The 25,526-nt window shown below is 45.8% G+C and carries 23 protein-coding genes; 12 read left to right on the top strand and 11 right to left on the bottom strand.

Translation table 11 applies throughout. The annotated features are described in order from the left end of the window. The first annotated feature begins 57 nt into the window (after nucleotides 1-57). Both prlC and FLM48_RS21700 read left to right on the top strand, forming a co-directional pair. Nucleotides 58-2,097 (top strand): oligopeptidase A, encoded by a 2,040-nt coding sequence (gene prlC / locus FLM48_RS21705; RefSeq protein ID WP_179026110.1) that lies wholly within the window; start codon nucleotides 58-60, stop codon nucleotides 2,095-2,097. 147 nt (nucleotides 2,098-2,244) lie between these two features. Further along, complete coding sequence (locus FLM48_RS21700) at nucleotides 2,245-2,775, top strand: thioesterase family protein (protein WP_028771939.1); 531 nt, start codon at nucleotides 2,245-2,247, stop codon at nucleotides 2,773-2,775. 20 nt (nucleotides 2,776-2,795) lie between these two features. Here the strand turns inward: FLM48_RS21700 and FLM48_RS21695 are convergent, their stop codons facing one another. Both FLM48_RS21695 and FLM48_RS21690 read right to left on the bottom strand, forming a co-directional pair. Then, nucleotides 2,796-3,440 (bottom strand): glutathione S-transferase family protein, encoded by a 645-nt coding sequence (locus FLM48_RS21695; RefSeq protein ID WP_028771938.1) that lies wholly within the window; start codon nucleotides 3,438-3,440, stop codon nucleotides 2,796-2,798. Nucleotides 3,441-3,524: 84 nt separating this feature from the next. After that, nucleotides 3,525-4,421 carry a LysR family transcriptional regulator gene (locus FLM48_RS21690; RefSeq protein ID WP_179026109.1) on the bottom strand — a complete coding sequence of 299 codons (897 nt, stop codon included), beginning with the start codon at nucleotides 4,419-4,421 and terminating at the stop codon, nucleotides 3,525-3,527. A 155-nt stretch (nucleotides 4,422-4,576) separates the two neighbouring features. Here FLM48_RS21690 and FLM48_RS21685 point away from each other — a divergent pair, with 155 nt between their 5' ends. From FLM48_RS21685 to FLM48_RS21675, 3 genes are all read left to right on the top strand, one after another. Beyond that, entirely contained in the window at nucleotides 4,577-5,263 is a 687-nt protein-coding gene (locus FLM48_RS21685) for a DNA-3-methyladenine glycosylase I (protein WP_179026108.1), read from the top strand. A 560-nt stretch (nucleotides 5,264-5,823) separates the two neighbouring features. Then, nucleotides 5,824-6,990, top strand: a complete 1,167-nt coding sequence (locus tag FLM48_RS21680; RefSeq protein ID WP_179026107.1) for an efflux RND transporter periplasmic adaptor subunit — start codon at nucleotides 5,824-5,826, stop codon at nucleotides 6,988-6,990. A gap of 9 nt (nucleotides 6,991-6,999) precedes the next feature. Further along, complete coding sequence (locus FLM48_RS21675) at nucleotides 7,000-10,152, top strand: efflux RND transporter permease subunit (RefSeq protein ID WP_179026106.1); 3,153 nt, start codon at nucleotides 7,000-7,002, stop codon at nucleotides 10,150-10,152. Nucleotides 10,153-10,256: 104 nt separating this feature from the next. Here the strand turns inward: FLM48_RS21675 and FLM48_RS21670 are convergent, their stop codons facing one another. Then, the gene (locus FLM48_RS21670) at nucleotides 10,257-10,394 is read right to left on the bottom strand and encodes a hypothetical protein (RefSeq protein WP_157577415.1); all 138 of its coding nucleotides are present in this window, start codon (nucleotides 10,392-10,394) and stop codon (nucleotides 10,257-10,259) included. A gap of 168 nt (nucleotides 10,395-10,562) precedes the next feature. On the opposite strand from FLM48_RS21670, the gene FLM48_RS21665 reads away from it, so the two are divergent. Next, nucleotides 10,563-10,967 carry a hypothetical protein gene (locus FLM48_RS21665; protein ID WP_179026105.1) on the top strand — a complete coding sequence of 135 codons (405 nt, stop codon included), beginning with the start codon at nucleotides 10,563-10,565 and terminating at the stop codon, nucleotides 10,965-10,967. Between the two features lie 52 nt (nucleotides 10,968-11,019). Here FLM48_RS21665 and FLM48_RS21660 read toward each other — a convergent pair whose 3' ends face one another. Continuing rightward, nucleotides 11,020-12,633 (bottom strand): AbgT family transporter, encoded by a 1,614-nt coding sequence (locus tag FLM48_RS21660; RefSeq protein WP_028771932.1) that lies wholly within the window; start codon nucleotides 12,631-12,633, stop codon nucleotides 11,020-11,022. A gap of 1,363 nt (nucleotides 12,634-13,996) precedes the next feature. Between FLM48_RS21660 and FLM48_RS21655 the strand changes: the two genes are divergently transcribed. From FLM48_RS21655 to FLM48_RS21645, 3 genes are read left to right on the top strand one after another with little or no spacing between them, the layout of a single operon-like run. Next, complete coding sequence (locus FLM48_RS21655; RefSeq protein WP_179026462.1) at nucleotides 13,997-14,566, top strand: LemA family protein; 570 nt, start codon at nucleotides 13,997-13,999, stop codon at nucleotides 14,564-14,566. Nucleotides 14,567-14,623: 57 nt separating this feature from the next. Continuing rightward, nucleotides 14,624-15,634, top strand: a complete 1,011-nt coding sequence (locus FLM48_RS21650; protein WP_179026104.1) for a DUF3137 domain-containing protein — start codon at nucleotides 14,624-14,626, stop codon at nucleotides 15,632-15,634. 41 nt (nucleotides 15,635-15,675) lie between these two features. Beyond that, on the top strand, nucleotides 15,676-16,329 hold the full coding sequence (locus FLM48_RS21645; protein WP_372847490.1) for a lytic transglycosylase domain-containing protein: 654 nt from the start codon (nucleotides 15,676-15,678) through the stop codon (nucleotides 16,327-16,329). Here FLM48_RS21645 and FLM48_RS21640 read toward each other — a convergent pair. Then, nucleotides 16,326-17,717 carry an MATE family efflux transporter gene (locus FLM48_RS21640; protein WP_179026103.1) on the bottom strand — a complete coding sequence of 464 codons (1,392 nt, stop codon included), beginning with the start codon at nucleotides 17,715-17,717 and terminating at the stop codon, nucleotides 16,326-16,328. The two genes, FLM48_RS21645 and FLM48_RS21640, sit on opposite strands and share 4 nt — an antisense overlap. A 97-nt stretch (nucleotides 17,718-17,814) precedes the next feature. Here FLM48_RS21640 and FLM48_RS21635 point away from each other — a divergent pair, with 97 nt between their 5' ends. Both FLM48_RS21635 and FLM48_RS21630 read left to right on the top strand, forming a co-directional pair. Continuing rightward, complete coding sequence (locus tag FLM48_RS21635; RefSeq protein WP_179026102.1) at nucleotides 17,815-18,705, top strand: LysR family transcriptional regulator; 891 nt, start codon at nucleotides 17,815-17,817, stop codon at nucleotides 18,703-18,705. Nucleotides 18,706-18,758: 53 nt separating this feature from the next. Continuing rightward, a complete protein-coding gene (locus tag FLM48_RS21630; RefSeq protein WP_028771927.1) occupies nucleotides 18,759-19,133 on the top strand; it encodes a DUF4440 domain-containing protein in 375 nt (124 codons plus the stop codon). Nucleotides 19,134-19,173: 40 nt separating this feature from the next. Here FLM48_RS21630 and FLM48_RS21625 read toward each other — a convergent pair whose 3' ends face one another. After that, complete coding sequence (locus tag FLM48_RS21625; RefSeq protein WP_179026101.1) at nucleotides 19,174-20,016, bottom strand: 23S rRNA (adenine(2030)-N(6))-methyltransferase RlmJ; 843 nt, start codon at nucleotides 20,014-20,016, stop codon at nucleotides 19,174-19,176. A gap of 174 nt (nucleotides 20,017-20,190) precedes the next feature. Between FLM48_RS21625 and FLM48_RS21620 the strand changes: the two genes are divergently transcribed. Beyond that, nucleotides 20,191-20,964, top strand: a complete 774-nt coding sequence (locus FLM48_RS21620) for a class I SAM-dependent methyltransferase (RefSeq protein ID WP_179026460.1) — start codon at nucleotides 20,191-20,193, stop codon at nucleotides 20,962-20,964. Nucleotides 20,965-21,036: 72 nt separating this feature from the next. Here FLM48_RS21620 and FLM48_RS21615 read toward each other — a convergent pair whose 3' ends face one another. The 5 genes from FLM48_RS21615 to selD form a co-directional block, all read right to left on the bottom strand. Beyond that, nucleotides 21,037-21,744 carry a phosphate ABC transporter ATP-binding protein gene (locus FLM48_RS21615; RefSeq protein ID WP_179026100.1) on the bottom strand — a complete coding sequence of 236 codons (708 nt, stop codon included), beginning with the start codon at nucleotides 21,742-21,744 and terminating at the stop codon, nucleotides 21,037-21,039. A gap of 20 nt (nucleotides 21,745-21,764) precedes the next feature. Then, nucleotides 21,765-22,610, bottom strand: a complete 846-nt coding sequence (locus FLM48_RS21610) for a PstA family ABC transporter permease (RefSeq protein WP_179026099.1) — start codon at nucleotides 22,608-22,610, stop codon at nucleotides 21,765-21,767. Then, complete coding sequence (locus FLM48_RS21605; protein ID WP_218645317.1) at nucleotides 22,607-23,410, bottom strand: PstC family ABC transporter permease; 804 nt, start codon at nucleotides 23,408-23,410, stop codon at nucleotides 22,607-22,609. Before FLM48_RS21605 ends, FLM48_RS21610 begins: the two co-directional genes overlap by 4 nt. Before the next feature lie 61 nt (nucleotides 23,411-23,471). Further along, complete coding sequence (locus FLM48_RS21600; protein WP_179026097.1) at nucleotides 23,472-24,302, bottom strand: phosphate ABC transporter substrate-binding protein; 831 nt, start codon at nucleotides 24,300-24,302, stop codon at nucleotides 23,472-23,474. Nucleotides 24,303-24,431: 129 nt separating this feature from the next. After that, a complete protein-coding gene (gene selD / locus FLM48_RS21595) occupies nucleotides 24,432-25,469 on the bottom strand; it encodes a selenide, water dikinase SelD (protein ID WP_179026096.1) in 1,038 nt (345 codons plus the stop codon). Between the last annotated feature and the right edge of the window lie 57 nt (nucleotides 25,470-25,526).

Here is a 25,526-nt window from a genome sequence, read left to right as displayed (position 1 = left end):
ATCTAGCCGCGTGCGCCCATATCTCATCAATTAACACAATGATTTTGAGGCCAAGACATGAGTAACCCTTTGCTACGCGGTACCGAGTTGCCACTTTTTTCTGAAATTAAACCTGAGCATATCCAAGCCGCAGTAGAACAGGGGATAGCTGATTGTCGGCAAAAAATTGATCAACTATTAAGTAATGATAGTGGATTCACCTGGGATAACCTCATTGCGCCGCTAGAACAAGTTGATGACCAGTTGAGCCAGATTTGGTCGCCTATTTCCCACATGAATTCGGTGCTCAGTACCGATGAGTGGCGCGCAGCACATGATGCCTGCTTACCGCTATTATCTGAATACGGCACCTATGTCGGCCAACACCAAGGTTTATATCAAGCGTATAAGCAGATCCATCAATCTGAGCAGTTTGCCGCATTGAGCCAAGCTCAGCAGCAGGTGATCAGCCAGAGTTTACGTGATTTTGAGCTTTCAGGTATTGGATTGAATGATGAGGGTAAACAAGAATATGGAAAACTGGTTAAACGTTTATCTGAACTAACCAGTGGTTTTTCAAATCAATTGCTTGATGCCACCCATGCATGGCAAAAATTAGTGACCGATGAAGGGCAGTTAGCAGGATTACCAGAGTCTGCGATTGCAGCTGCTAAAGCTATGGCAAGCGCTAAAGAGCAACAAGGCTGGCTGTTTACCTTAGACATTCCTTCATACCTACCGGTGATGACCTACAGTGATAACCGCGAGCTGCGTGAAGAATGTTATCGCGCGTTTGTGACCAGAGCTTCTGATCAAGGCCCAAATGCCGGTGAGTTTGATAACAGTCCACTTATGGATGAAATCGTCGCGTTACGCCATCAGCTTGCTCAGCTACTTGGTTTCGACAGCTTTGCTGACAAATCATTGGCAACCAAGATGGCTGAAAGCCCAGAACAAGTGATTGAGTTCCTCAATGAACTGGCGTCGCAGTCTAAAACTCAAGCACAAAACGAATTAGCTACGTTAACTGCATTTGCTAAAGAGCATTTTAACGTAACTGAGCTAGCCCCTTGGGATTTGAGCTACTATGCCGAAAAGCTCAAGCAGCATAAATATGAGATTTCACAGGAAACCTTACGCCCGTATTTCCCTGAAGATAGGGTGTTGTCTGGATTGTTTTATACCGTATCGCAGCTATTTGGTTTGCGAATAGAAGAGCGACAAGGTGTTGATACATGGCATAAAGATGTGCGCTTTTTCGACATTTTCGATGCAGAAGATTGCCATCGTGGCAGCTTTTTCCTCGATCTATACGCCAGAGAAGGTAAGCGTGGTGGCGCATGGATGGATGATTGCCGCGCACGACGTTTGACTGCCAATGGCTTGCAAAAACCTGTGGCTTATCTCACCTGTAATTTCAATGCACCGGTTGATGGTAAGCCAGCGCTATTTACCCATGATGAAGTCACGACGTTGTTCCATGAATTTGGTCATGGTATCCACCATATGTTGACCAAGATTGATGTGGGTGGTGTTTCTGGCATTAATGGTGTGCCTTGGGATGCAGTCGAGTTACCTAGTCAGTTCCTTGAGAATTGGTGTTACGAAGAGCAAGCGTTGGCAGAGATATCTGGCCATTTTGAAACCGGTGAACCACTTCCTAAAGCCCTGCTAGATAAGATGCTGGCGGCAAAGAACTTCCAGTCAGGCATGATGATGTTACGTCAATTGGAGTTTTCACTATTCGATTTTCGCCTGCATCACGAGTTTGATGCCGATAAGGGCGCGAATGTGCAGCAAAAGCTTGATGAAGTTAGACAGCAAGTGGCAGTGGTAAAAGCCGCAGACTTTAATCGCTTTCAACACAGCTTTGCTCATATTTTTGCTGGTGGTTATGCAGCGGGTTACTACAGCTATAAGTGGGCTGAAGTATTATCTGCTGATGCGTTCTCACGGTTTGAAGAAGAGGGTATTTTCAACCGTGAAACGGGCCGCAGTTTCCTAGAAAACATTCTTGAGATGGGCGGCAGTGAGTCACCTATGGTGCTGTTTAAACGTTTCCGTGGCCGCGAGCCAAAAATTGATGCGCTACTGCGACACAGCGGAATAGAGCAGTAATTACGGCGGTACTATTTAAAAGGGAAAGTGAAAGCTTTCCCTTTTTTATTGCGCGACTGGTCACCTACTGTAATGATTTTTTGTGACTTGTGATCTGGTAAGACCTCTGATAGCCTTTTCGGCCTTACAAACAAGGGAAAGTGGTAAATGAATCTCTATTTTAGGTTGATATGGTTAATGGTTTGGCGGGTACGTCATTGTAAAAAAATCGATTTCTTGGGGACGAGTCATATCGATTTTCGCGCGCTACCGCTCGATTGTGATATCAACTTGCACATGACTAATTCGCGTTATCCGGCGCTGATGGATTTAGCGCGAACCTATATGTTAGCTGAAATGGGACTGCTTAAGCGCTTTTTAGCTTTGAAGTGGTTTCCGATCGTTAATGCGGCAGAGTTTACTTACATTCGCGATATTAAGCCCTTTGTTAAGTTTGAAATTGAATCTAAGCTGGTGGGTTGGGACGAGAAGTACTTTTACATTGAGCAGCGTTTTGTCAGTGCAAAAGGCCTGCATTGCATTGTCCATGTTCGTGGGGTATTTGTGTGTAAAGGTAAGCAAGTGCCTATTAGTCATATTGTTAAAGAGGCCGGTTTTACTGGCCCCGAGCCAGAACTGCCGCCTGAAGTGCAAAAGTGGATTGCATTTTTGCAATTGAAAAAAGAGCGCAATATCTAGTTTAGCACTACACAAAGCCATTAGCGGATCGGTCGATATCCCGCTGAGGCTTTGTCTTTAGCCACACTGACTTCGTCAAATACCTGGGTAAAAGCGCCGCGGGCCATAGCTTGATGTAAATAGCGGTTAATTTCTTGGTATTGGTAGAGTTTTACATGGTGCTTTGCTTCTACTAAGCAAGGAATCAGCCCGCAATCTGCCAAACTAAACCGGTCACCACAAAGCCAATGTTGTTGGCTCAATTGACTATCAAGCTGATCAAGCAACAGGGCCAAACGTTTATTCAGACTGAGTAGCTTAATTTCATCCAATGTAGCCTGCTTTGCACATTCTATTTGATAGAGTATGTCATTAAAATCATGATCAACCAGGCGATCGAAGCGTCTGATCTCTAACGCTTGCTGTGGCTGTAAACTGATAAGTTGTGTGCCTTGGTTTAGTTGCTGATCTAAGTATTCAATAATAATGCTGGCTTCGTGTATATGCGTGCCTTCAGCAGTTTGTAGCAGAGGCAATTTACCTAAAGGGCTTAAGGTTAGAAATTGTTGCCGAGATAAAGGGTCGTCTAAATGTACAATGCGGGCATAAAAATTGGCCTGCTTTTCATATAAAGCCAGCAATACCTTTTGGCTGTAGCGAGACAAGGGATGGTAAAATAGCTCCATCTTAACTGCCTCCTTTGTTTAACTAGAGTCTTAATTTTAGCCCCAAAGTCGGCCTATTGCAGAGAAAAGTAGTCAATTTTATTCTTATGGATTGGCAAACTGTTGCTGCAGCAAATTGAGTAATGCAGCGACTCTTGGCGGCAGCTGATCTTGATATGGATGTGATGCAAAAAAGCCTTTATTACCAAGATGATAATCTGGCAATAGTCGCACTAGCTCACCGCTAGCTAATGCATCACTGACGAGGTGCTCTTCTAGCATGCCTATGCCGACACCACTAATAACCAGTTCCATCGTCCCGTTTAGCGTATTGCAGCAGGCAAAGGGAGTGATGGCCACGCCGAAGCGCTCTTTGTCGCTATTATCTAGCTGCAACTTGATGGGTAATTGATTGCCACTATGCAGTACCCAGCGGTGTTCGCCTAAACTATCGGGGTGCAAAGGAGTGCCTTGCTTCGCGGTGTATTTGGGACTGGCAACAATGTACTCGTCATACTGGGCAATTTTGACACTGGTGAGGCGAGTATCGTTAAGTGGTTGTGCCGAAATAGCCAAATCAATCTTATGTTCAATCAGGTCTCGTTGATTGTCGTCAAGTTGCAAGTTGAGGTGTAGATGCGGGTACTGTCGATGAAAATCAGTGAGGATTGGAATTAAGCAGCGCTCGCCAAAGGCCACCGGAGCGGTGAGTTTAATACTGCCCCTTAGCTGGTCATCTGCGGGAATAAGGGCGCTATCAGCTTGGTTTGCTAAGTGCAGTAGCTCGGCGCAATAGAAATAGAACGCTTGGCCTTCGGTTGTTAGGCTAATCTTGCGAGTGGTGCGGTGTAACAGACTCGTCCCACATCGCTGCTCTAAGCGTTTTAGGTGTTGGCTGACCATTGAGCGGCTAATTGCCAGACTATCCGCTGCCGCAGTTAAAGAACCATGTTTTACCACACTGGCAAAAACCAGCATGCGATACAGTTGCCCCGCGTCCATGTGATACCTCAATTGGTTATCAGAACTAACAGATTAACTATATTACTTGTTTATTAATTACTCAAATTTAATGGTTGGCGAAGCAAAAACCGCTAGTTAAACCGGGTAACACTTTTATAATGGGCTGACTAATTTATGATTGAGGGCCATCTAATATGACCGCCGAATCTTTTGCAACTATCTACCAGCGTGCTTGTGAGCGTAAAGGGGGCGAGGAGCAATTACAGTTACTATTAGCACAATGGCAAACGCCATTGGCCTTGGCTGAGTTATCTGATGCTGAGCTGTTGTCGCAGATGAGCAAAAAGGTATTTCAAAGTGGATTTGTATGGCGGGTTGTCGACAATAAGTGGCCAGCGTATCAGCAAGCTTTTTTCGATTTTGAACCCCACAAAGTGTTGATGTTGTCGCCAGATCAGATTCAACAGCGTGCAGAAGATGTAAAACTAATCCGCCACTTTAAAAAGACGCAAGCCATCTATGACAATGCGTTGATGGTGCATGAACTTGCTATCGAGCATGGCAGCTTCGGCAAGTTTTTATCGCAATGGCCGCAGGAGGATATGGTTGGGCTTTGGCAAACCTTAAAGCGCAAAGGCCAGCGACTTGGCGGCAATACTGGCCCTTATTTTCTGCGAGCAGTGGGTAAAGATACCTTCTTACTTACCCAAGATATCCAAGCCTATTTCAAGGCTCATAAGTTGGTTGATGCTGGGTTTACTTCTAAACGAGGACTGCAGCAAGTCCAGCAAACGTTTAACCATTGGCAGCAACAGTCAAATCGAAGCTTCAATGACATCAGTCGAATTTTGGCGCTCAGCGTGGGTGACAACCGTTTATAGTGGCCATATCTTATCTCTGAAGTGTCGATTGCTAGCCGTAAAAGATAATTACACTTTTATCGCAACAAATTGCCAACTTTTATCATAGTTGTGACAATAAATTCATCCTAATCAACTATATTAATGCTAATGTAGCGTAATATGTTGATTGGATTGCAAAGTGCAGTCTAGTGATAGGTGACCCGAATACGGGTACAGCATGGGCAGTGAGCGCAGCGTGTTGATGACCTGATGTTAAAATTAAGTTTGCAGCGGAAAGTGTGACATTCAGTAAAGGGTTGCGAGTGGCAAGATTAGCAGTTGTTTACAAGTGTGTAACTTTCACTGTAGCACTGATCATTAGTTAACCGACGGTTAACATAACATCATGATTTATCCCATTTATTTGCACAAACTTACAATTTAACTCGCCTGTTTTGCTTGTTGGTTTCGGTAACTTGTGAGATAACAGCACGTTCAAATATTACCCATATATATTATGTTTTTAATCCACTTGAACTGGATAAATTATCTACGTTTCAGGTGGGTTGGTTAATGATAAGTAAAGATCAGGAGTGCTCATGCGGCAAATAGTTAAAATTGCCTCGATAATCAGTGTGGCGTTATGGATGACTGCTTGTGGGCAGAAGGATGAACAAGGGCAAGGTCAAGCACAGCAAGGGCCGAATAGTGTCGAGGTGGGAGTATTAACCATCAGCGCACAATCGCAAGCCATTGAAATAGAGCTTCCTGGTCGTAGTAAAGCGTTTTTAGAAGCTGAAGTTCGACCACAAGCGACCGGCATCATCACTGCGCGTACCTTTGTAGAAGGTGGCGTGGTTGAAGAAGGGCAGTCTTTGTACAAGATTGACTCAGCCACTTATGAAGCTGCGCTGAAAAGTGCTGAAGCAGACCTTGCTCGTGCTGAAGCCTCGTTAGTATCAGCTAAAGCGAAAGCTTTACGCTTTAAAGAATTGATTAAAACCGACGCCATTAGTCAGCAAGATTTTGATGAAGCTGACGCGCTGTATAAAGAAGCCCAAGCGAATGTCGTTGTGGCTAAAGCTGCGATTCATACTGCCAAAATCAACTTGGTATACACCGATGTAAACGCACCAATTTCCGGTCGTATTGGTAAATCATCAGTGACAGCAGGTGCATTGGTGACAGCCAATCAAGCTGACACGCTAGCTAAAATTCAACAACTTGACCCAATTAACATTGATATCGCTCAGTCGAGTGCTCAGTTGTTACGCCTGAAGGCAAAATTGAAGCAAGGTTCGTTGCAGGCGGCTGAGAATGCTGATGTATCGCTGATTTTGGAAGATGGTACGCATTACGATCACATCGGTTCTTTGCAGTTCTCTGAAGTGAGTGTGGATGAAAACACCGGTTCAGTGACATTACGTGCAGAATTCCCTAATCCAGAAGGTGTGTTATTGCCTGGTATGTATGTGCGTGCGGTATTAAATGCTGGTACCGATCCTCAAGCGATTATGGTGCCGCAGCGAGCGATTACCCGTAACACTAAAGGTCAGGCAGTCGCCATGTTGGTTAACGCTGACAATAAAGTGGAATCACGCATTATCACCACGGCTGAAGTGATTGATAACCAGTGGCGAGTGGTTGATGGTCTTGCAACTGGCGATAAACTGATCGTTGAAGGCTTACAAAAAATTCGTCCTGGCGCGCCAGTATCGGCTAAAGAAGTTGATATGAATAAGTCAGAAACTTCGCAACAGAAATAGGGTTAAGTTATGGCACGTTTTTTCATCGATCGCCCTATTTTTGCTTGGGTGATCGCCATTTTGGTGATGTTAGCGGGTGTGCTATCGATTTCCAAATTACCGGTTTCGCAATACCCTAGTATTGCGCCACCTTCGGTGGTTATTCAGGCGGTGTACCCTGGTGCATCGGCTAAAACCATGGAAGATACGGTTACTCAGGTGATCGAGCAACGTATGACAGGTTTAGACCATCTACGTTATATCTCTTCCACCAGTGATAGTTTTGGTAATGCGCAAATTACCCTAACGTTTAACGCTGAAGCCGATCCAGATATTGCCCAGGTTCAAGTGCAGAATAAACTGCAATTAGCCATGCCTTTGCTACCGCAAGAAGTGCAAGCCCAAGGGGTAAACGTTTCTAAGTCGGGTGCGGGTTTCTTGATGGTACTGGGTTTTGTATCGCAAGATGGCTCGTTAGAAAAGAATGATATTTCTGACTATGTAGGTTCAAACGTTCAAGAACCGCTAAGCCGTGTGGCTGGTGTGGGCTCGATTCAATTGTTTGGTGCTCAATACGCGATGCGTATATGGGTTGACCCAATGAAATTGACTCAATACAACCTCACTACACAAGATATCATCGGCTCAATTCAAGAACAGAATGCGCAGGTTTCTGCTGGTCAATTAGGTGGTGCGCCATCGGTTGCAGGCCAAGAGCTTAATGCGACTGTATCTGCCCAAAGTCGTCTCACGACAGCGGAAGAGTTCCAAAAGATTATCATTAAGTCTGATCCATCAGGCGCTAAGGTATTCTTAGAAGATGTGGCTCGTGTTGAGCTAGGTGCTGAAAGTTATGATGTTGAGTCATACTACAATGGTCTGCCAGCGGCGGGTATTGGTATTCAGCTTGCTACTGGCGCCAACGCTTTGGCAACCGCAGGCTTAGTACGAGAAAAGATTGAAGAGTTAAAGCCTTTCTTCCCTGAAGGGATGGAAGTGGTTTATCCCTACGATACTACGCCATTTGTTGAGAACTCGATTGAAGGTGTTGTCCATACCTTACTAGAAGCCGTGGTATTGGTTTTCTTGATCATGTTCTTATTCTTGCAGAACTTCCGCGCCACCTTGATTCCAACTATTGCGATTCCTGTGGTATTGCTCGGTACATTTGCCGTGCTGTCAGCGCTAGGTTTCTCAATCAACACTTTGACCATGTTCGCTATGGTTCTGGCCATCGGTCTGTTAGTTGATGATGCCATCGTAGTGGTGGAGAACGTTGAGCGGGTCATGCAAGAAGAGGGCTTGAGCCCTATCGAGGCGACCAAGCAATCCATGGATCAGATCACTGGGGCATTGGTGGGTATTGGTTTAACCTTGTCTGCCGTGTTTGTTCCTATGGCATTTATGTCAGGGTCAACCGGGGTGATTTATCGTCAGTTCTCGGTGACGATTGTGACCGCAATGGCGTTGTCAGTGATGGTTGCAATTATTCTGACACCAGCACTGTGTGCCACCATGCTTAAGCCGATTAAAAAGGGTGCCAGTCATGCTAAAACCGGCTTCTTTGGCTGGTTTAACCGTAGCTTTGACAACTTAACTGCTCGTTATGAAGCGAACGTCGCTAAGATGATCAAGCGTACCGGTCGAGTGATGTTGGTGTACTTGGCAATTTCAGTTGCCGTTGCCTGGGTGTTTATGCGTATGCCTACTGCATTCTTGCCAGACGAAGACCAAGGTATCTTGTTTACTCAGGCGATTTTGCCGGTGAACTCAACCCAAGAAAGCACCAAAGAAGTGATGGAAAAAGTCACTGACTTTTATCTGAACCAAGAAGGCGACAATGTTAAGTCGGTCTTCAGTGTTTCGGGCTTTAGTTTCGCGGGTAGCGGTCAAAACATGGGTATCGCATTCGTTGGCTTAAAAGATTGGTCGGAGCGTAAAGGCGAAGGCCAAGATGTGCAGTCTGTTGCTGGGCGTGCCATGGGCATGTTCATGCAGATGAAAGAAGCCTTTGTATTTGCTTTCGTTCCGCCAGCAGTGATTGAACTTGGTACCGCTAACGGTTTTGATTTGTATCTGCAGGACCGTAGTGGTCAAGGCCATGAAAAGCTGATTGAAGCCCGTAACATGTTGCTTGGTATGGCGTCGCAAAATCCCAACTTAGTTGGCGTGCGACCTAATGGCCAAGAAGATGCACCTATGTATCAAATTCATGTCGATCACGCCAAATTGCGTGCCCTTAGTGTGGACATTGATGCCGTAAATAGCGTCATTGGTACCGCTTGGGGTGGCAGCTATGTTAACGATTTCATCGACCGTGGCCGTGTTAAGAAGGTTTACGTTCAAGGTGAAGCGCAATATCGTATGCAGCCAGAAGACTTAGACACTTGGTATGTGCGTAATGCACAAGGCGAAATGGTGGCATTCTCAGCCTTTGCTACAGGGTCGTGGGAGTTTGGTTCACCTCGTCTAGAACGTTTTAACGGCTTACCGGCGGTGAACATTCAAGGTGGTACAGTCCAAGGTTATAGTACCGGTGCAGCCATGGCTGACATTGAAGCTATGGTGCAACAGCTACCACCTGGTTTTGGCGTTGAGTGGAACGGGCTATCTTATGAAGAACGTTTATCAGGTAACCAAGCACCATTGCTATATGCACTGTCGATTATTGTGGTGTTCTTAGTACTTGCGGCTCTTTATGAAAGCTGGTCTGTGCCTTTTGCGGTCGTACTGGTAGTGCCATTAGGGATTATTGGTTCATTGATAGCGATGAATGCCCGCGGGTTACCTAACGACGTATTCTTCCAAGTGAGCTTGCTAGCTACCGTGGGTCTGGCAACTAAGAACGCGATTTTGATTGTAGAATTTGCTAAAGAATACTATGAAAAAGGCGCGACTTTGGTTGATGCAACCTTGCACGCGGTTCGAGTACGTTTACGTCCTATTATCATGACCTCACTCGCTTTCGGTCTCGGTGTTGTACCGTTAGCCATTAGCTCGGGTGTAGGCTCTGGTAGCCAAAACGCGATTGGTACGGGTGTACTTGGCGGTATGATGAGCTCGACCTTCTTAGGTATTTTCTTTATCCCAATCTTCTTTGTTGTGGTAGAGCGGATATTTAGTAAGCGCGAACGTCAAGAAGCCAAAGCGGCAAAACAAGCCCGCTCGACTAGCACTGACTAAGTCGTGTTAACTCGATAAAAAAGCCCAGCTTAGCTGGGCTTTTTTGTGCCTGACGTGACTAGCTTATACCAATCAGTATAAACATTTAGTCACTCAGCGAGAATTTAGCGGTTCTGAGGTAAGGCAACGAGTGAAGAGCATAGTTGTTCTACGGTTAAACTCGTTAACACAGCATCAGAACCGCTAAAACTCGCCATTCTGGCGCGTTTTAGGCTGCCTACTTCTGCGTTGAATAATTTCACAAGGGAACAACCATTGTTTCAATCATTCTCCTTGAATTAGTTTGCCCAAAGCGCGCTGAGTAGATCAATTTCTTATACTGATTGGTATTATTGCAATTGTCACCTTGCTGCTTGCATACTCATGCTATCGCCTCAAAAGCTGTTTTAGTTACAAGGACAGATGTCACTGTGCAATCAACCAAACCCGCGCGCATAATTTTCCTGCTGAGTATGCTGTTATCTGCCATGGCTTTGTTGGCCGTTGTGGTAACAGTGCCTTATTTTGGTAAGGCGACGGCAACTAGAGGCCTAGCGGTTTATCTATTGGTGTACACTTTGCTGCCCATGGTGACTGTTTGGTTGCTTTGGCTTCGTCCACGTTTCGGCCTCGGTTTAAGCTTAATTTGGGCTGCATTGCTCAGTGTACGCGCGATTGGAGGCAGTAGTGCAATGATGTTGGGAGCACCGCTTTCGCTGGGGATTCCTGTAGGGGACTTCTCTGAAGGCACAGGCTGGTTGATTGACCCACTGTTTATCGGGATTAGCTCAATCAGTGCAGTCGCTTTAGTGCAGCTACGCAAGCGTGCTAGATAATAAAAAAGGCATCAAATATGATGCCTTTTAGGGTGAATTCTAAAGAGGATATCTACGGCGTGTAGTAAGTTGCCGCGCCGGGTCCAACTGGCAAGCCAAATACAAATACCCACAGGAAGAAGAAGCAGGTCCAGCCAATAAAGAACACAATAGAATACGGCAACATGGTTGCCACTAACGTTCCTATGCCCAAATTCTTCTTATATTGCGATGCAACCGCGAGAATCAAACCAAAGTAACTCATCATGGGGGTAATAAGGTTAGTTACTGAATCACCAATACGATAGGCTGCTTGAATGGTCTCAGGCGCATAACCTACTAGCATCAACATAGGTACAAAGATAGGGGCTGTCACCGCCCACTGCGCCGAGGCGCTACCTAGCATTAAGTTGATAAAGCCACACATCATAATGAACAATACAAACACCAATGGACCGGTTAGGCCAATGGCATTGAGTGCGTCTGCACCGGTTACCGCCAATACGGCACCTAGGTTAGTCCATTTGAAGAACGCGACAAATTGTGAGGCAAAGAATACCAGTACGATGTACATCCCCATGGTGCTCATGCTGTGAGACATGGCATCGATGACATCTTTATCCTTTTTCATGGTACCGACGACTTTACCGTAGACTAGGCCTGGAATGGCAAAACAGATAAAGATGAAGGCCACAATCCCTTTAAGGAATGGCGAGCCTGCAACTAAGCCCGTGTCTGGGTTACGCAGCGGAGCGCCTTCTGGAATAATGGTTAGAGCCAGCACACCACCTAACAATAGAATTGATAGACCAGCGGCTTTCAGGCCGCGTTTTTCTTGTGCGGTCACGCCATCCATTTTTTGCTCATCAAGATTAATTGATGCTTCAGAGGCGTCGTATTTACCTAGTTTAGGTTCAACAATCTTCTCTGTAACGATGGCGCCTAATGTGGTGATTAAGAACGTAGAGACAAACATGAAATACCAGTTCACCTCAGGACCCACGAGATAATCAGGGTCAATCATTTGTGCGGCAGCTTCAGTAATCCCCGATAACAATGGGTCTACTGTGCCTAATAGTAGGTTAGCACTATAGCCCCCTGATACCCCGGCAAATGCCGCAGCTAGACCCGCTAGCGGGTGTCGGCCTAATGAGTGGAAGATCATCGCAGCCATCGGGATGAGTACTACATACCCAAGTTCTGAAGCGGTGTTAGACACGATACCAGCAAACACAATAGTTAAGGTTACTAAGCGTTTTGAAGCGCCCATAACCAGTGTACGCATAGCCGCTGAAAGTAAACCAGAACGTTCAGCAATACCGACACCTAGTAAAGCGACCAATACCGTACCTAGTGGTGTGAACCCGGTAAAGTTAGTGACCAGGTTTGATACGATCATCCGCAAACCTTCGGCATTCATCAGGCTGACGACATGAATCATACCGTCGGCACTGCGGCCAGAGGCACCTTCGGGTCGGGGATCGATAACTGTGAGTTCAAAATAACCGGCGATGCCACTGATTGCGATAACCGCAAGACAGAACATGGCAAATAGCGTGATGGGATGTGGTAACAGGTTACCCAATCGTTCTACAACATTAAGAAAACGTACAAATGCACCACTCTGGGCGATCTGTTCAGGTTTGGTGTTTGGCGGGGAGCCGCTGTCACACTTGTTTGCACTCATACCATATCCTTCAAATTTTGTGGGTATCTTCTGTACCCTAAATATCGTTTTTTTCGGCGAAAATACTCGGTAATTTCGAGTAGACCGGCCATAGTGGCGTAGAAGTTTTAATTGAAACTTAAAAACTGGTCAATATTGCTGTTATTAACAGCAGAGGGAGCATTATAAAGGACAAAAAAAAAGGATCCACAGTGAGATCGGCAAGTCGGCGCCGCAATTGAATATTCCGGCCCAGGTAATGTAGAATTTGAGCCAAAAAAAAGGAACCGCTAAGGGTTCCGAAAGGGTATTTGGGATTGAACTTTTAACCTTGCGCCATGTTGGGATTGATCATGGTGGTCTCGCTTGGTTAAGTTGATATTACGCCTTGATGTCTGTACCTAAGCTGAACCAAGTTTGCAGTTATTAATTTTCCATTTAGCTAGGTAAAGCTCATGAAATTTAAGCAAAAAAAAGGAACCGCAATGGGTTCCGAAGGGATATTTGGATTGAACTTTTAACCTTGCGCCATGTTGGGATTGAGCATGGTAGCCTCGCTTGGTTGAGTTAATATTACGCCATAATATCTGTACCTAAGCTGAATCAAATTTGTGCAGTGAAAACTTGTATTGCCGTAGATGAGATTAATGAAATTTGGGCAAAAAAAAGGAACCGCAATGGGTTCCGAAGGGATGTTTGGGATTGAACATTTCACCGCACGCCATGTTGGGGTTAACCATGGTGGTCTCGCTTGGTTGAGTTAATAATACGTGTTTATGTCTGTACCTAAGCTGAACAAATATCGAGCGGTAACAAGGCTGGTTTGGCTGCTGAAATTGGGACAAAAAAAAGCCTCTTATGCAATAAGAGGCTAAACGGGAATATTCACAAGCTTCCTTTAAAAGGATGGCGTAATTATAGGCTGTGCTTACTTAAGGCTAACTGAAACTAAACTTGAAAAAGGCTAAATTGCCGATTAGTGCGATCAAGATCTCACTATTGCGGGCTTTTAATGAAGCTTTGACGGCATAGCCACTCAATCAAGCCGAGATATCTGTCATGGTGATTAAAAACTGTCACTACATAAAGGGATGAAGAATCCATACAAAACAGGTTGTTACTGAAATATTAGCGTACAAGGGATTAAGAATATTTGTTGTTATAGCCAGTTGAGTAATGATTACCCCTGTAGCCTTGGAATTGATGTATCAATCTTTACCTTAAAGGCTTTTTATGGCCGTTGAGAGTGAAAAAGGCGTATTTAGTAACCAACAATAATTTTGGCTAATATTGTATAAATAGCTGGAATTGTTAGACAAAATAGGTAATGTTAGGGGGTTATAGCGAGTGTAGTGTGCCGTTAAAACAATAATAAGGACGTATGATGGAAGGGTTACTGTTAGCTTTGGCGCTGGTCGCAATTGTGGCTTACCTTTGGTATGTGAGTCTGATCAAGAAGCGCAATACCACCAGGGAAGCCTTGTCAGGCATTGATGTGCAGCTAAAAAAGCGCGCCAACCTAGTGCCTAATATTCTTAAAATCGCCCAAAAGTTCATGGACCATGAACAGAGCCTACTCTCCGAAATTACTGCGCTGCGCACGCAAGTGGCGGGGGGGTACGACCAACAAGATCCGCAAGCGATTAGTCAACACTTAGCCGCTGCTGAGCAACTTAATCAGAAAATGGCACAACTGATGGTTAATGTTGAGAATTACCCTGAGTTAAAGTCAGACAATACCATGTTGCAAGCCATGCAAACCTACAATGAGGTTGAAGCGCATATCTCCGCTGCAAGACGTTTTTATAATGCAGCGGTTACTGAACTCAACAATGCCGTGGAGATATTTCCAGGTTCAATTATTGCCGCAATGGCTAGCGTGAAGGTGATGCCGTTTTATCAGGCTGATGAGGCAGCAAAACAAAGTGTTGATGCCAGTGATTATTTAAAGTAACCACCAACAGCCAAAGTCAGTCGTAAGTTATGATGTTGAAACAAGGATTGTCGCGGTATGAACCTGTTTAGCTTTTTGTTTGGTGCGCCAATTAAGGCACAACGAGAAACGGGCAAACTCAGTGGCGAGAGCGATGAAATTGCGGCGTTAACCCAATACTATCAACAAGAAATCGCTCCCCATACGCGCCAATTTGAAAACCGTCGAGTTGCTTGCCTGAAATCACTTCGACAAAGAATCTATGCCAGCATTGGCATGTACGCGATGTTGGCAGTCGCCATCACTTTATTTGCCACACGGCAGTGGAGTGACATGATGTTCTTGGTCTATATCGCGATATTGCTACCCTTTATATGGTGGTGTTCTCGGCCTGTTAGCCAGTTCCGGCTTGCGGTTAAAACCACTATTTTCCCCAAAATTTTTCGATACTTTGGTCACGATTTTATTTATAGCCAAAGTCACTCCATGAGCTTAAGTGCCCTAAAGCGATCAAAGTTGCTTCCTAGTTACGATGACGCCGATTTTGATGACTATGTACAGGGCACTCACAAAGGCGTCGAAATCGCCATCAACGAACTGCATCTGACTATTGATGTCAAACGCGATAAGCGGACTGAAAAACAAACCGTGTTTAATGGTGTGATGGTGCAACTTAGCAGTCACAAAGCATTCAGTGGTCATACTGTGGTGGTAAAGAGTCGTGGTGGCTTAATTAATTTCTTATCAGCATCTTTCAAGCGTTTGTCACGGGTTAAGCTCGAAGACCCTCGGTTTGAACAGCAATTTGATGTGTTTTCTTCTGACCAAATAGAGGCACGCTATCTTCTGACCGTCGTTTTTATGGAGCGCTTATTACAACTGGCTGACTGTTTTGGTGGCAAGATCCAATGTGCGTTTTATGAAGACAAGTTATTGATCATGTTAGCGTGTAACAAAAACCGCTTTGAGCTTGGCTCGATATTTCAAGGCGCCACATTTGAATATGAATTTAGTCAAATAAACCGCGAGATGAAGCAGCTGTTTGCTATGATTGAAGTACTGAAACTCGATCAATACACGGGATTATAGTGAAACATTGGCCGCATTATTGTGTGATAGCTTTAATCTGCATCGCAGCGCCTTGGTGGGTGTGTGCCAATGATAAACCGCATTACAAAGCCAAATATTCTCAGCAAGGCATACTTAATAATGCCAGTGTCGATGCTAGCCTCGACGAAAATCAGGTTAAGGTTTACCAGTATACCCAAGACAATGGCGTAGTGATGTTTGCCGATCATGCGCCGAGTCAGTCAACTTATCGGGTGCTGCTTTACGACTGTTTCGCTTGCGATCTGGACTCTGATATCGACTGGCAGAATATGCCGCTAAAAGATCATGATTACAGCGAGCTGATCCAGGCCGCAGCGAAAGAGTATGACTTAGAGCCGGCGCTCATTCGCGCCGTGATCCACGCCGAATCAGCGTTTAATGTGTATGCATTGTCCCGTGCAGGGGCGATGGGACTGATGCAGTTAATGCCTGATACGGCCAAGTCATTAGGGGTAACCAATGCTTTTCACCCGCAACAAAATATTGATGGTGGCAGCCGCTATTTAGCCAAAATGCTGCAACGCTTTGACGGTGATATCGAGCTGGCTTGCGCGGCATACAATGCTGGCCCAACTACAGTGAGCCAGTATCAAGGCATTCCGCCCTATCCAGAAACTCAAGCTTATGTAAAGCGCGTGCAAATTTTACTGAGCCGTTATCGTGACCAAGGTTAGTGTGCTTGAGTGCAAGCTTGCACCTTATTGATCACGGGTTGACCGCGGTGCAAGTCACGCCACACCAATGGCATAACCACACAGCTAAGTAGCACCGTTGAGATGGGGAGTGCCAACCACACGCCTGTTAGGCCCAGGTATTGTGGCAATAAAAATAAAAATGGCAATTGAATTAGCATGTTGGCGACTGATATCGCTAAAGCTTTGCTGCCTTGGTTTACGGCCATAAAGTACATGGTAGCTAGCACAATAAAGCCATCTAAAAACATCGCAAATAAATGCAGGCGTATGCCGGTTTTTGCCTCGGCAACCAATGTGGCATCGTCGCTGTTGAATAGGGCTATCATGATTTCCGGCATGCCATTGAGCAGGAGCATCCAGCCAATGCCCACACCAATCACCACTTTAGTGGCCAGCGTCATCAGCTGTCTAATTTTGACCTGCATATTCGCGCCATAAAAATAGCTCGCCGGCGGTTGTACCCCTTCTCCTATCCCCTCGGCAATCAAATAGTACAAGGCCATTAAGTAACCTACGATGGCAAATGCGCCGACCGTTATCGTGCCGCCATACTCCATAAATAATCGGTTGTGCAGAGCAAATACAAAGCTGGTATACAAATACATCACCAAACTAGAGGAGCCTAGTAAACTGATTTGCCCCAGCAGTTTATAGCTAAATTTGGCTTGTTGCAGTGGCAATAGCGCAGTAGACCGCAGAGTAAAGTAGCCAAGTCCAAGCAGGCAAACACATGATTGGGCAATAATGGTCGCAATTGCAGCCCCTTGCAGCCCTAATCCGTAGACGCCAATTAACACGTAGTCGAGCACAATGTTTAAGCTGGCGCCCACAATCATAAGTATTGTGGCAAGTTTTGGTTGCTCATCGTTCCGAATAAGTATTGGCATTGCGGCAGCCAAAATGGTTATCGGCGCCCCCCAGATGAACGGAAAAATGTACGCTTGAGCCATGGCCAATGTAGCGCTATCCGCACCTTGTAGCAGCACTAAATCATTGGCAAACAGCAAGAGAAAACCGGCGCCTAGTACGCCCATGGTGAGCATAAGCGCCAAAGCATGCCATAAAATCTGGCTAGCTTGCTGACCAGAGGAGCGAGCGCCCCGTGCAATAGAAATTAAGCTACCCGAGCCCATGCCAATCATTAAGCCCAACCCGGCAATGACATAAATCACTGGCCAAGCCATTCCGATAGCAGCTAAGCCCACAGACCCTATGTAATGGCCGATAAAAATGCCATCGGCAATTTGATACACACCATTGACCAACATCGCAGCAATAGACGGGATGGCATAACGCCAAAAAACACGGCTAATATTGTGCTGTTCTAGTGGAGAAGTCGGGTCTGATACTGCTGTGGTTGTACTCATGGTTTGCTCTAGCCAATGTTTGAGCGGATAGGTTAATCTCTTTGTTAGTAGGAGATAAAGTTAGTTACTATCCGAAAAGCGGATATTAGGAGTCGATATGAATTGGTCAATCGCACAGTTAGATGCTTTTGTAACCACTGTGACCGAGGGGTCATTCTCTGCTGCTGCACGCAAACTGGGTAAAGCGCAATCAAGGGTCAGTACTGCTGTTGCCAATCTGGAGATTGACCTTGGGGTAACGCTGTTTGATCGCAGTGGCAAAGTACCTGAGTTGACTGCCAATGGCCGAGAAATGTTTGCCGAAGCGCAAGCGGTTTTAGCTCAGTGTCAGCGTTTGCAATCGCGGGCACTGACGGTCACTAGCGGAGAAGAGGTTGCCTTGAATGTGGTGATTGATGAAGCTGTGCCGCTAAATGCGTTTGAGCAAGTATTTGCCCGTTTAGCCAGCCGATTTCCGTTGCTGCGTCTATCGATTTTTAATGGTACTCAAGATGACATCGCCCAGTGGGTTGATGAAGGGCGGGCTGATTTAGGCATTTTGTTTCATGTTAAGCCGCTGCAAGATAGTCTGGAATTTATGTCAATCGGTCAATTCCGCCATCACTTGATTGTGGCCAAGGACCATCCATTAGCGGCGATTGCGGTACCGACCATCAAGGATTTAAGCCAGTATCGGCAGTTGGTTATTCGTGATCGCGTTGGTGATACACAACCCAAAGCCCTGGCTGCAAACCATTGGTATGTCGACAGCTACTATTACATTACCGCTTTAGTCAGCCACGGCGTTGGCTGGGCTTTGGTGCCCGACCATGTGGCGACTTCGCACTGGTATGCCGGGGTGGTATCACTCGCCACAGAATTCATTCCGGATCCTTTGTTAGTGGAAATTGGGGTGGTAAATCGACGTGACCAAGCATTTGGGCCAGTCATGGAGTGGCTCTACGCTGAGATCGAACAAATCGCTAAGCAACAACAATTGCAGGCATAAGTGTAAAAGCGTGCTAAGTTAACTGGAGCAAGTAGCGTAGGGGGAACATCACAGTGGAAGCGGGATTAAAGCGGCAATTAATTGAATTAGAACTCTATTTACTTAAAGCCGAAGTAAGAGCGTCGGTGGCTGAGCTGGGACAATTGATTCATGATGAGTTTATTGAGTTTGGCGCATCAGGGCAGCGCTTCGGTAAACAAGTGGTGTTAAGTCGCCTGCCTCAAGAAAGCTGCCCCAAATTTCATACCAGTGATTTTGAAGTGCGCATGCTTGCTGAAGGGGTAGCGCAACTGCTGTACCGGGCAAAGATGCACAAGCCCAATGAATTTGCACCGCGCTATTCCCTGCGTAGCTCAATCTGGAAACTCAATGCCGGCCAATGGCAAATGGCTTTCCACCAAGGTACGGTGTGTGAAGCATTTGATTAAGATGCCTCTGCAATGGGCACCTTAATCAAAGTCAAAAAGGTTACTCGCCCACTTCCCAATCAACGCGAATATGGCCGTCACCTTTATTTAAGATAGGGTCGAGGTAATTCAAGGTTTGTGTGGCAATATCATCAAGCTGCCAAGGTGGGTTAATTACCCATAAGCCTGCGGCAGTCATGCCAAACTCATTACTGTCGGCGCGAATCGCTTGCTCAATACGCAATTGTTTTTTTATACCACTGTTTTTTAATAGCTCGAACATGGCTTCGGTTTGTGCACGATCGACCACGGGATACCAAATCATATAGACCCCAGTCGCAAAGCGCTTGTGGGCTTTTATCACCGCTTTAGCCACATCGATGTAATCGGTCTTAATCTCGTAGCTTGGATCGATCAATACCACCCCTCGACGCTCGATAGGCGGTACGGCAGCCATGAGGCCTTTTAGACCATCCCCTTTAATCACTTTAATTTGCCTATCACCCGCGAACTGTTCAGCTAAAGTAAGATGATCACTGCTGTGTAACTCGTGCAGTACCATGCGATCTTTTTCACGCAGGTTCATATCCACAAAAGCAGGTGAACCTGGGTATAAATCAAGCTCTGTCTTGCCGTCATTGAAGTGCTTTATATCATCAACATACTGTTGCAGTGCTGGGGGTAAATCATTGTTAGTCCAGATTTTGCCAACACCTTCAATATACTCACCGGTTTTTTGGGCAAATTCGTCGTTGAGCGAATACCCCCCCGCGCCCGCATGGGTATCGACATAAACCAACGGCTTATTTTTCTTGTGCAATAACTGTAGAACTTGCAACAACATAGTGTGCTTGAGTACGTCGGCGTAATTGCCAGCGTGGTAGCCATGGCGATAACTTAACATGGGATTTCCAAAGTAGTGGGGGGCAGGGGTGCTTAATCAGGCAAATTATAGGGCCAATCAGCACTGAGGTAAATTAAACATGCTGGTGGTAGCCATTTTATATTCAACAGCTGAGGCTTTTGGCATAATAGGGCCTCACTTGCCAACCAAAGATAACTAATCGTGAGCCAAGCTATTTCTGCCGTTACTACTGGGATTTTCTTCAATCGTCACTATCCTTCATTGGAGGCGATTTGTGCCCGCTGGAACTTGGTCTTTGATGCCGATGCGGCCTTTGAGCTGGTTTTTGAACAGGACCAATTGATTTTAAACAAACGAGACGAGCCAAAACTAAAAGGCATTAGCGTCGATTTTGTCTGTGGTGCGGTGGCCCATCGCCGTAAGTTTGGTGGCGGTCGTGGCCAAGCTATTGCAAAAGCGGTTGGGCTAAAACAAGGTGTGACGCCAACGGTCGTTGACGGCACCGCAGGGCTAGGCCGAGACGCATTTGTACTAGCTTCACTGGGCTGTTATGTCACTATGGTTGAGCGCAATCCTGTGGTGGCAGCATTGCTTGAAGATGGATTACGCCGTGCTTACGAAGATGCCGAAATTGGTGATTGGATGCGTGAGCGTATGCAGCTTTTTCATGGTTCAAGTTTAGAAGCCTTAACCGATGCAGGTGCGCAAACCGGTGGCGATGTGGATGTGGTTTACCTCGATCCTATGTATCCGCATAGAGAAAAATCAGCGCAAGTGAAAAAAGAGATGCGGGTATTTCAGTCACTGGTTGGCGCAGATCTTGATGCCGATGGACTATTGACCCCGGCAATGGCACTAGCCAGTAAACGAGTGGTGGTGAAACGCCCAGATTATGCAGATGACCTCGACGGTGTAAAGCCGAGCACCGTTATCGCAACCAAGAAAAACCGCTTTGATGTTTATGTCAAAGCGGCAATGAAAAGCTAGTTTGCATAGGCGTTTTATAACAATGGTGCTGACATCGAGCGCACATGTTAAGCCAAATACGCCCCGGTGTTTCTAAACAATACGTCCATGTTCTAGGTAGCTCAATTGATCTGCAAGTACTTTAGTTTGTTGATTTGAGTGTGAAACCATAATGATACTGTGGTGGAGTTTCAATGTGAGGATTAGTTGCTCAATTTCAGCTGTTGTTTCGGGATCAAGCGATGCTGTGGGTTCGTCCAGTAACAAAATTTCTGGCTCGAGAGCTAAGGTTCTAGCAAGACATAACCTTTGCTGTTGTCCACCTGATAATGACTGAGCGGGTGCAGCTAACCTTTGTTTGACTTCATGCCACAGTGCTGCTTGTTTTAGGCTTGCGGTTAACTTTTCTCGAGCAATGTCGCCTTTGAGCTTACGTGTTACCTGTAGCGGCATCAGTATATTGTTTTCTATAGAACCGGGAAGCAACATTGGATGCTGAAATACCATTCCCACTTTTCTACGTAGTTTTGGGAGTTGGGCTGATTTGAGGGATTGTACAGTGGTCGAGCTCCCGTCAATATTGAGCGCAATAGATCCGATTGTTTTACAATTGCTGAAACAGTCATTTAGACGATTAAAGGCTCGCAGTAGCGTGCTTTTTCCAGAACCTGAGGCGCCGCAAAGTACATGGATTTGGTTGCGTTTTACGGTGAGGTCTACTTCGGAAACAACAGCTTTGCTGTTAAAGAATATCGATAGTTCGGATACTTTAGCGACATAGTTAGTTTGTGTCTTGTGCATGGTGTGTTAAGTCTCCGCCTTTAACGGCGTCCAAGTATGTGAGCCGATGAAAAGATGATTGCGGTAAAGCACAGCAAACTCAATGAGGCACCAAAGGCCATATCGAGCTCTGCATTACTTTGATACTGAGCACTGAAATAGAATATGGTAAAGGGGATGGCCTCAAAGCGCTCAAATATTCCTCCAGGCAAGCCGGCATTGGCCACGGCCCCGGTTAACATTATCACCGCGGTATCTTCTGCCGCGCGACCGATTGAAAGCATGATACCGCTGATTATTCCTGGCTTGGCTTGTGGTAATAGTACATACCGAAGTGTTTGCCAAGGTGTCATGCCAGCACAATAAGCACCTAATGTAAGTGATGTAGGTAAGGCGAGCAGTGCACTGCGGGTAGTCACCGTTAAGTATGGGATGATAAGTATTGCCAAACATGCCGCCGATAAAAGCAAGCAAGTATTGGCTGAAGGCAATAATTGGTTACGTAGAAAGAGTATCAAGGTGAAACCAAACAGGCCCATCAAAATTGACGGTATACCCGCAAGAATCACAATCCCGAGTTCTAATAGTGTTTTAAACTTGCTTGGTTTAGCAGTTGCAAGCCAAATTCCGGTAGAAATACCGGGCAGGAGAGCGAGGGCAAGTGCGCCTGTGACCACCGTCAGTGTTCCCATGCAGGCAGGCCATATACCATCCCAGATAGGCGCTAATCCGAGCATGCCATCAATTGGGGAAGTATCCCCAAAATAAAGTGTGGTACTGAGTGTCGGTGCGCCTTTAACGATAATAAAACCGACAAAAACTGTTGTACTGATGACTAAGGCGCTAGTTGAGATTAGGCACCATATATGGAAAAGTTTAGCTTTCATCGCAGTGAACTCCCATGCTGATAGGCATGTTCGACTCTTCTTATCAGCAATGTGATGAAGACGTTGATACACAGTAGTAAAAAGCCTGCTGCGAAAAGCGAGTTGTACTCCGCACTAGCATTCTCGGTAGCAATCACCAGTCCAATATGTGCGGTTAATGTACGGATAGAGTCAAATACATTTTCGGCTACTTGCGGTGCATTTCCGGCTAGCATTAACGGCAGTAACGTGTCTCCTATCGCGCGACTAAACCCTAGTAAAGCTGCGCTGCCTATAACTTTCTTAGCAGCAGGAATGATTACATGAAAAACAACCTGTGTATCACTCAACCCCATAGAGGCCGCGGTTAAATTCAGTTGCTTAGCGAGCGGCTGACAAAAACTGTCTAACACCATCACCATGACGGGCAAGATTAGCAACACAATCATTAAAGTTGCCGCTAACAGGCTAAATCCTGATCCACATTGAGCGCTGTTTCGCAGAAAGGGTACGAGTAGAAACACAGCAGCGATACCATACACAACCGTAGGGACACCCGACATCAGACGGATTAATCGACGTATCCAAGTGGCAATTGTTCTATAACGATTGAGTTGGCAAAAACCTGCAATGCCTACGGCAACCGGCAAGGCTACAACTAATGACATGACACCTAGCATGCTTGATGCTGCCAGCATGGGCAATATGCCGTAGTGGCCATGTTCGGGTTGCCATAACAATGAAAACGTCGTCGAATCTGGAGTAAAAAACACTGGCAGAGCAAACCAAAACAAAAATGCAAAAATCAGCAATATCATCATTAAAACGATACCGCTCAATAGCTGTTGAATTCGCTCTGCCATAGGTTCAGATGATACCGGATTAAGTCTTTGAAACAGGTATGTAGCCTGACTCTTGGATGAATATTGCGCCTTGGGGACTGTAAATGAAATCAATAAACTGGCGCACCAGACCTTGAGGCTCCCCTTTGGTATTCATATATAGTCTGCGAACTACTGGGTATTCACCGGATGCACAGGCTTCGTTGGTAGGCATAACATTGTCTAACATGGGGGCTTTCACTGAGATGTCGATGTACCCAACACTGCTATAGCCAATTGCGCCGGGATCACGTGCAATGGCGGTTTTCATTGCGCCATTAGAGGGTACAACATTGGCTGAATTTATTACGGGTGAATTGTCTAGTAGCTTTTTGACAAAGACTGAGCGTGTACCACTGGCTTCGTCGCGAGTAAACAGATTAATTCGGCGGTCTTCGCCACCTAGTTGCTGCCAATTTGTGATTTCTCCAGCATAAATATCCGCCACCTGTTTTTGGGTTAGTCCTTGAATTGGATTACGCGGATTAACAATGATGGCTACGCCATCAATTGCAAATGGAAAAGAGTTTAGTCCTTGCTCGGCTTCACTAGGTTTTAATGGTCTGCCGGTATTACCTATATCAACCAGTCCGCTGGCAACTTGTTTGGCACCCACCCCCGAACCACCGCCTGCAATGGTAATACGGATGTTGTTATTCGATGTCATGATCGATCTAGCAGCCTGCTTCATGACGGGGATATGAGCGGTACCACCAGCAATATTAATAGTGCCTGATAGTTGGTTAAACTGCTCGGTATCAGTAGCTTGAGCTGTATTCATCAAACTGAGGCTACATACAAGTAGCCCAGCTAAAGTAGATTTAGTGCGCATAAGAATTCCTAGTTTTGACTGCACTGGCAGGCCAAGGTGATGACAATGGCTATGGCTGTGCTGATTGGTTTATCTAGATAACCTGAACGCTGGTTAGTCGTTCAGGTTTAACAGAGTCAGACCTGACTCTTATAGTTGGATCATGGTTGTGTTTTTCTGTACCGGAATGAGTTCGCCAATGGCGATAGGCTTGATACCTTGCTCCGCAAGTAGCTTTTGTAGTGTTATTTCAGCCTCTTTCGATACGCTTATCAGTAGACCGCCACTTGTTTGTGGGTCACACAGAATATTTTGCTGTCGTGGCGTGAGTTCAATCAGGTGCTTAATGCTGTCGTAGTTACGTGTGGTGCCACCTGGAATAGAACCCAATTCTATGAACTTGTCGACGTTGTCGAGCAAAGGAATCGCGTCGAAATCTATCTTTGCCTGTAAGTCTGAACCCTGACAAATTTCGATTAAGTGTCCTGCTAATCCAAAACCTGTGACATCGGTAAGGGCAGTAACACCGTCAACTTCGGCAATGAGCTGGCCAACTTTGTTTAAGGTACACATTGCATTTATGGCATTGTCGATATCAGCGGTGGTGGCAAGTTTTTTCTTTTGTGCCGTGGACAGCACGCCAATGCCCAATGGCTTAGTGAGGTAAAGCTTATCGCCCGCCTTGGCAGTATCATTTCGTTTTAACCGTTTGAGGTGTATTTGACCCGTTACCGCAAGCCCAAAAATGGGTTCTGGTGAGTCAATACTGTGGCCTCCCGCCAGCGTGATGCCGGCTTCTGCACACTTTTGACGGGCGCCATCAATGACTTTTTGAGCCACTTCAGGTGCAATTTTACTTATTGGCCAACCAAGAATTGCAATTGCCATGATGGGGGTGCCACCCATGGCATAAATGTCGCTGATAGCATTGGTTGCTGCGATTTGGCCAAAAGTAAATGGGTCATCAACAATCGGCATAAAAAAATCGGTGGTACTGACAATGCCCGTGTGCTCGTCTAACTTGTAAACCGCAGCGTCGTCACGGCTGCTGTTGCCTACCAACAAATTGGGATCATGATATGTGGGTAGCGAAGACGCGAGTATGGTATTGAGTACTTTGGGCGATATTTTACATCCGCATCCTGCGCCGTGGCTAAATTCCGTGAGTTTAATATTTTCATGACTCATCTATGGAGCTCCTTGGCTAAAGTGGTTCTATTAGTGATAGAACTGAGTGTGGAGTAG

It is taken from the genome of Shewanella sp. Scap07, from assembly GCF_013394145.1.
Taxonomy (GTDB): Bacteria; Pseudomonadota; Gammaproteobacteria; order Enterobacterales; family Shewanellaceae; genus Shewanella; species Shewanella waksmanii.
The sequence above is the reverse complement of the archived record's forward strand: the minus strand, read 5'-3'. Positions and strand labels throughout refer to the sequence as shown.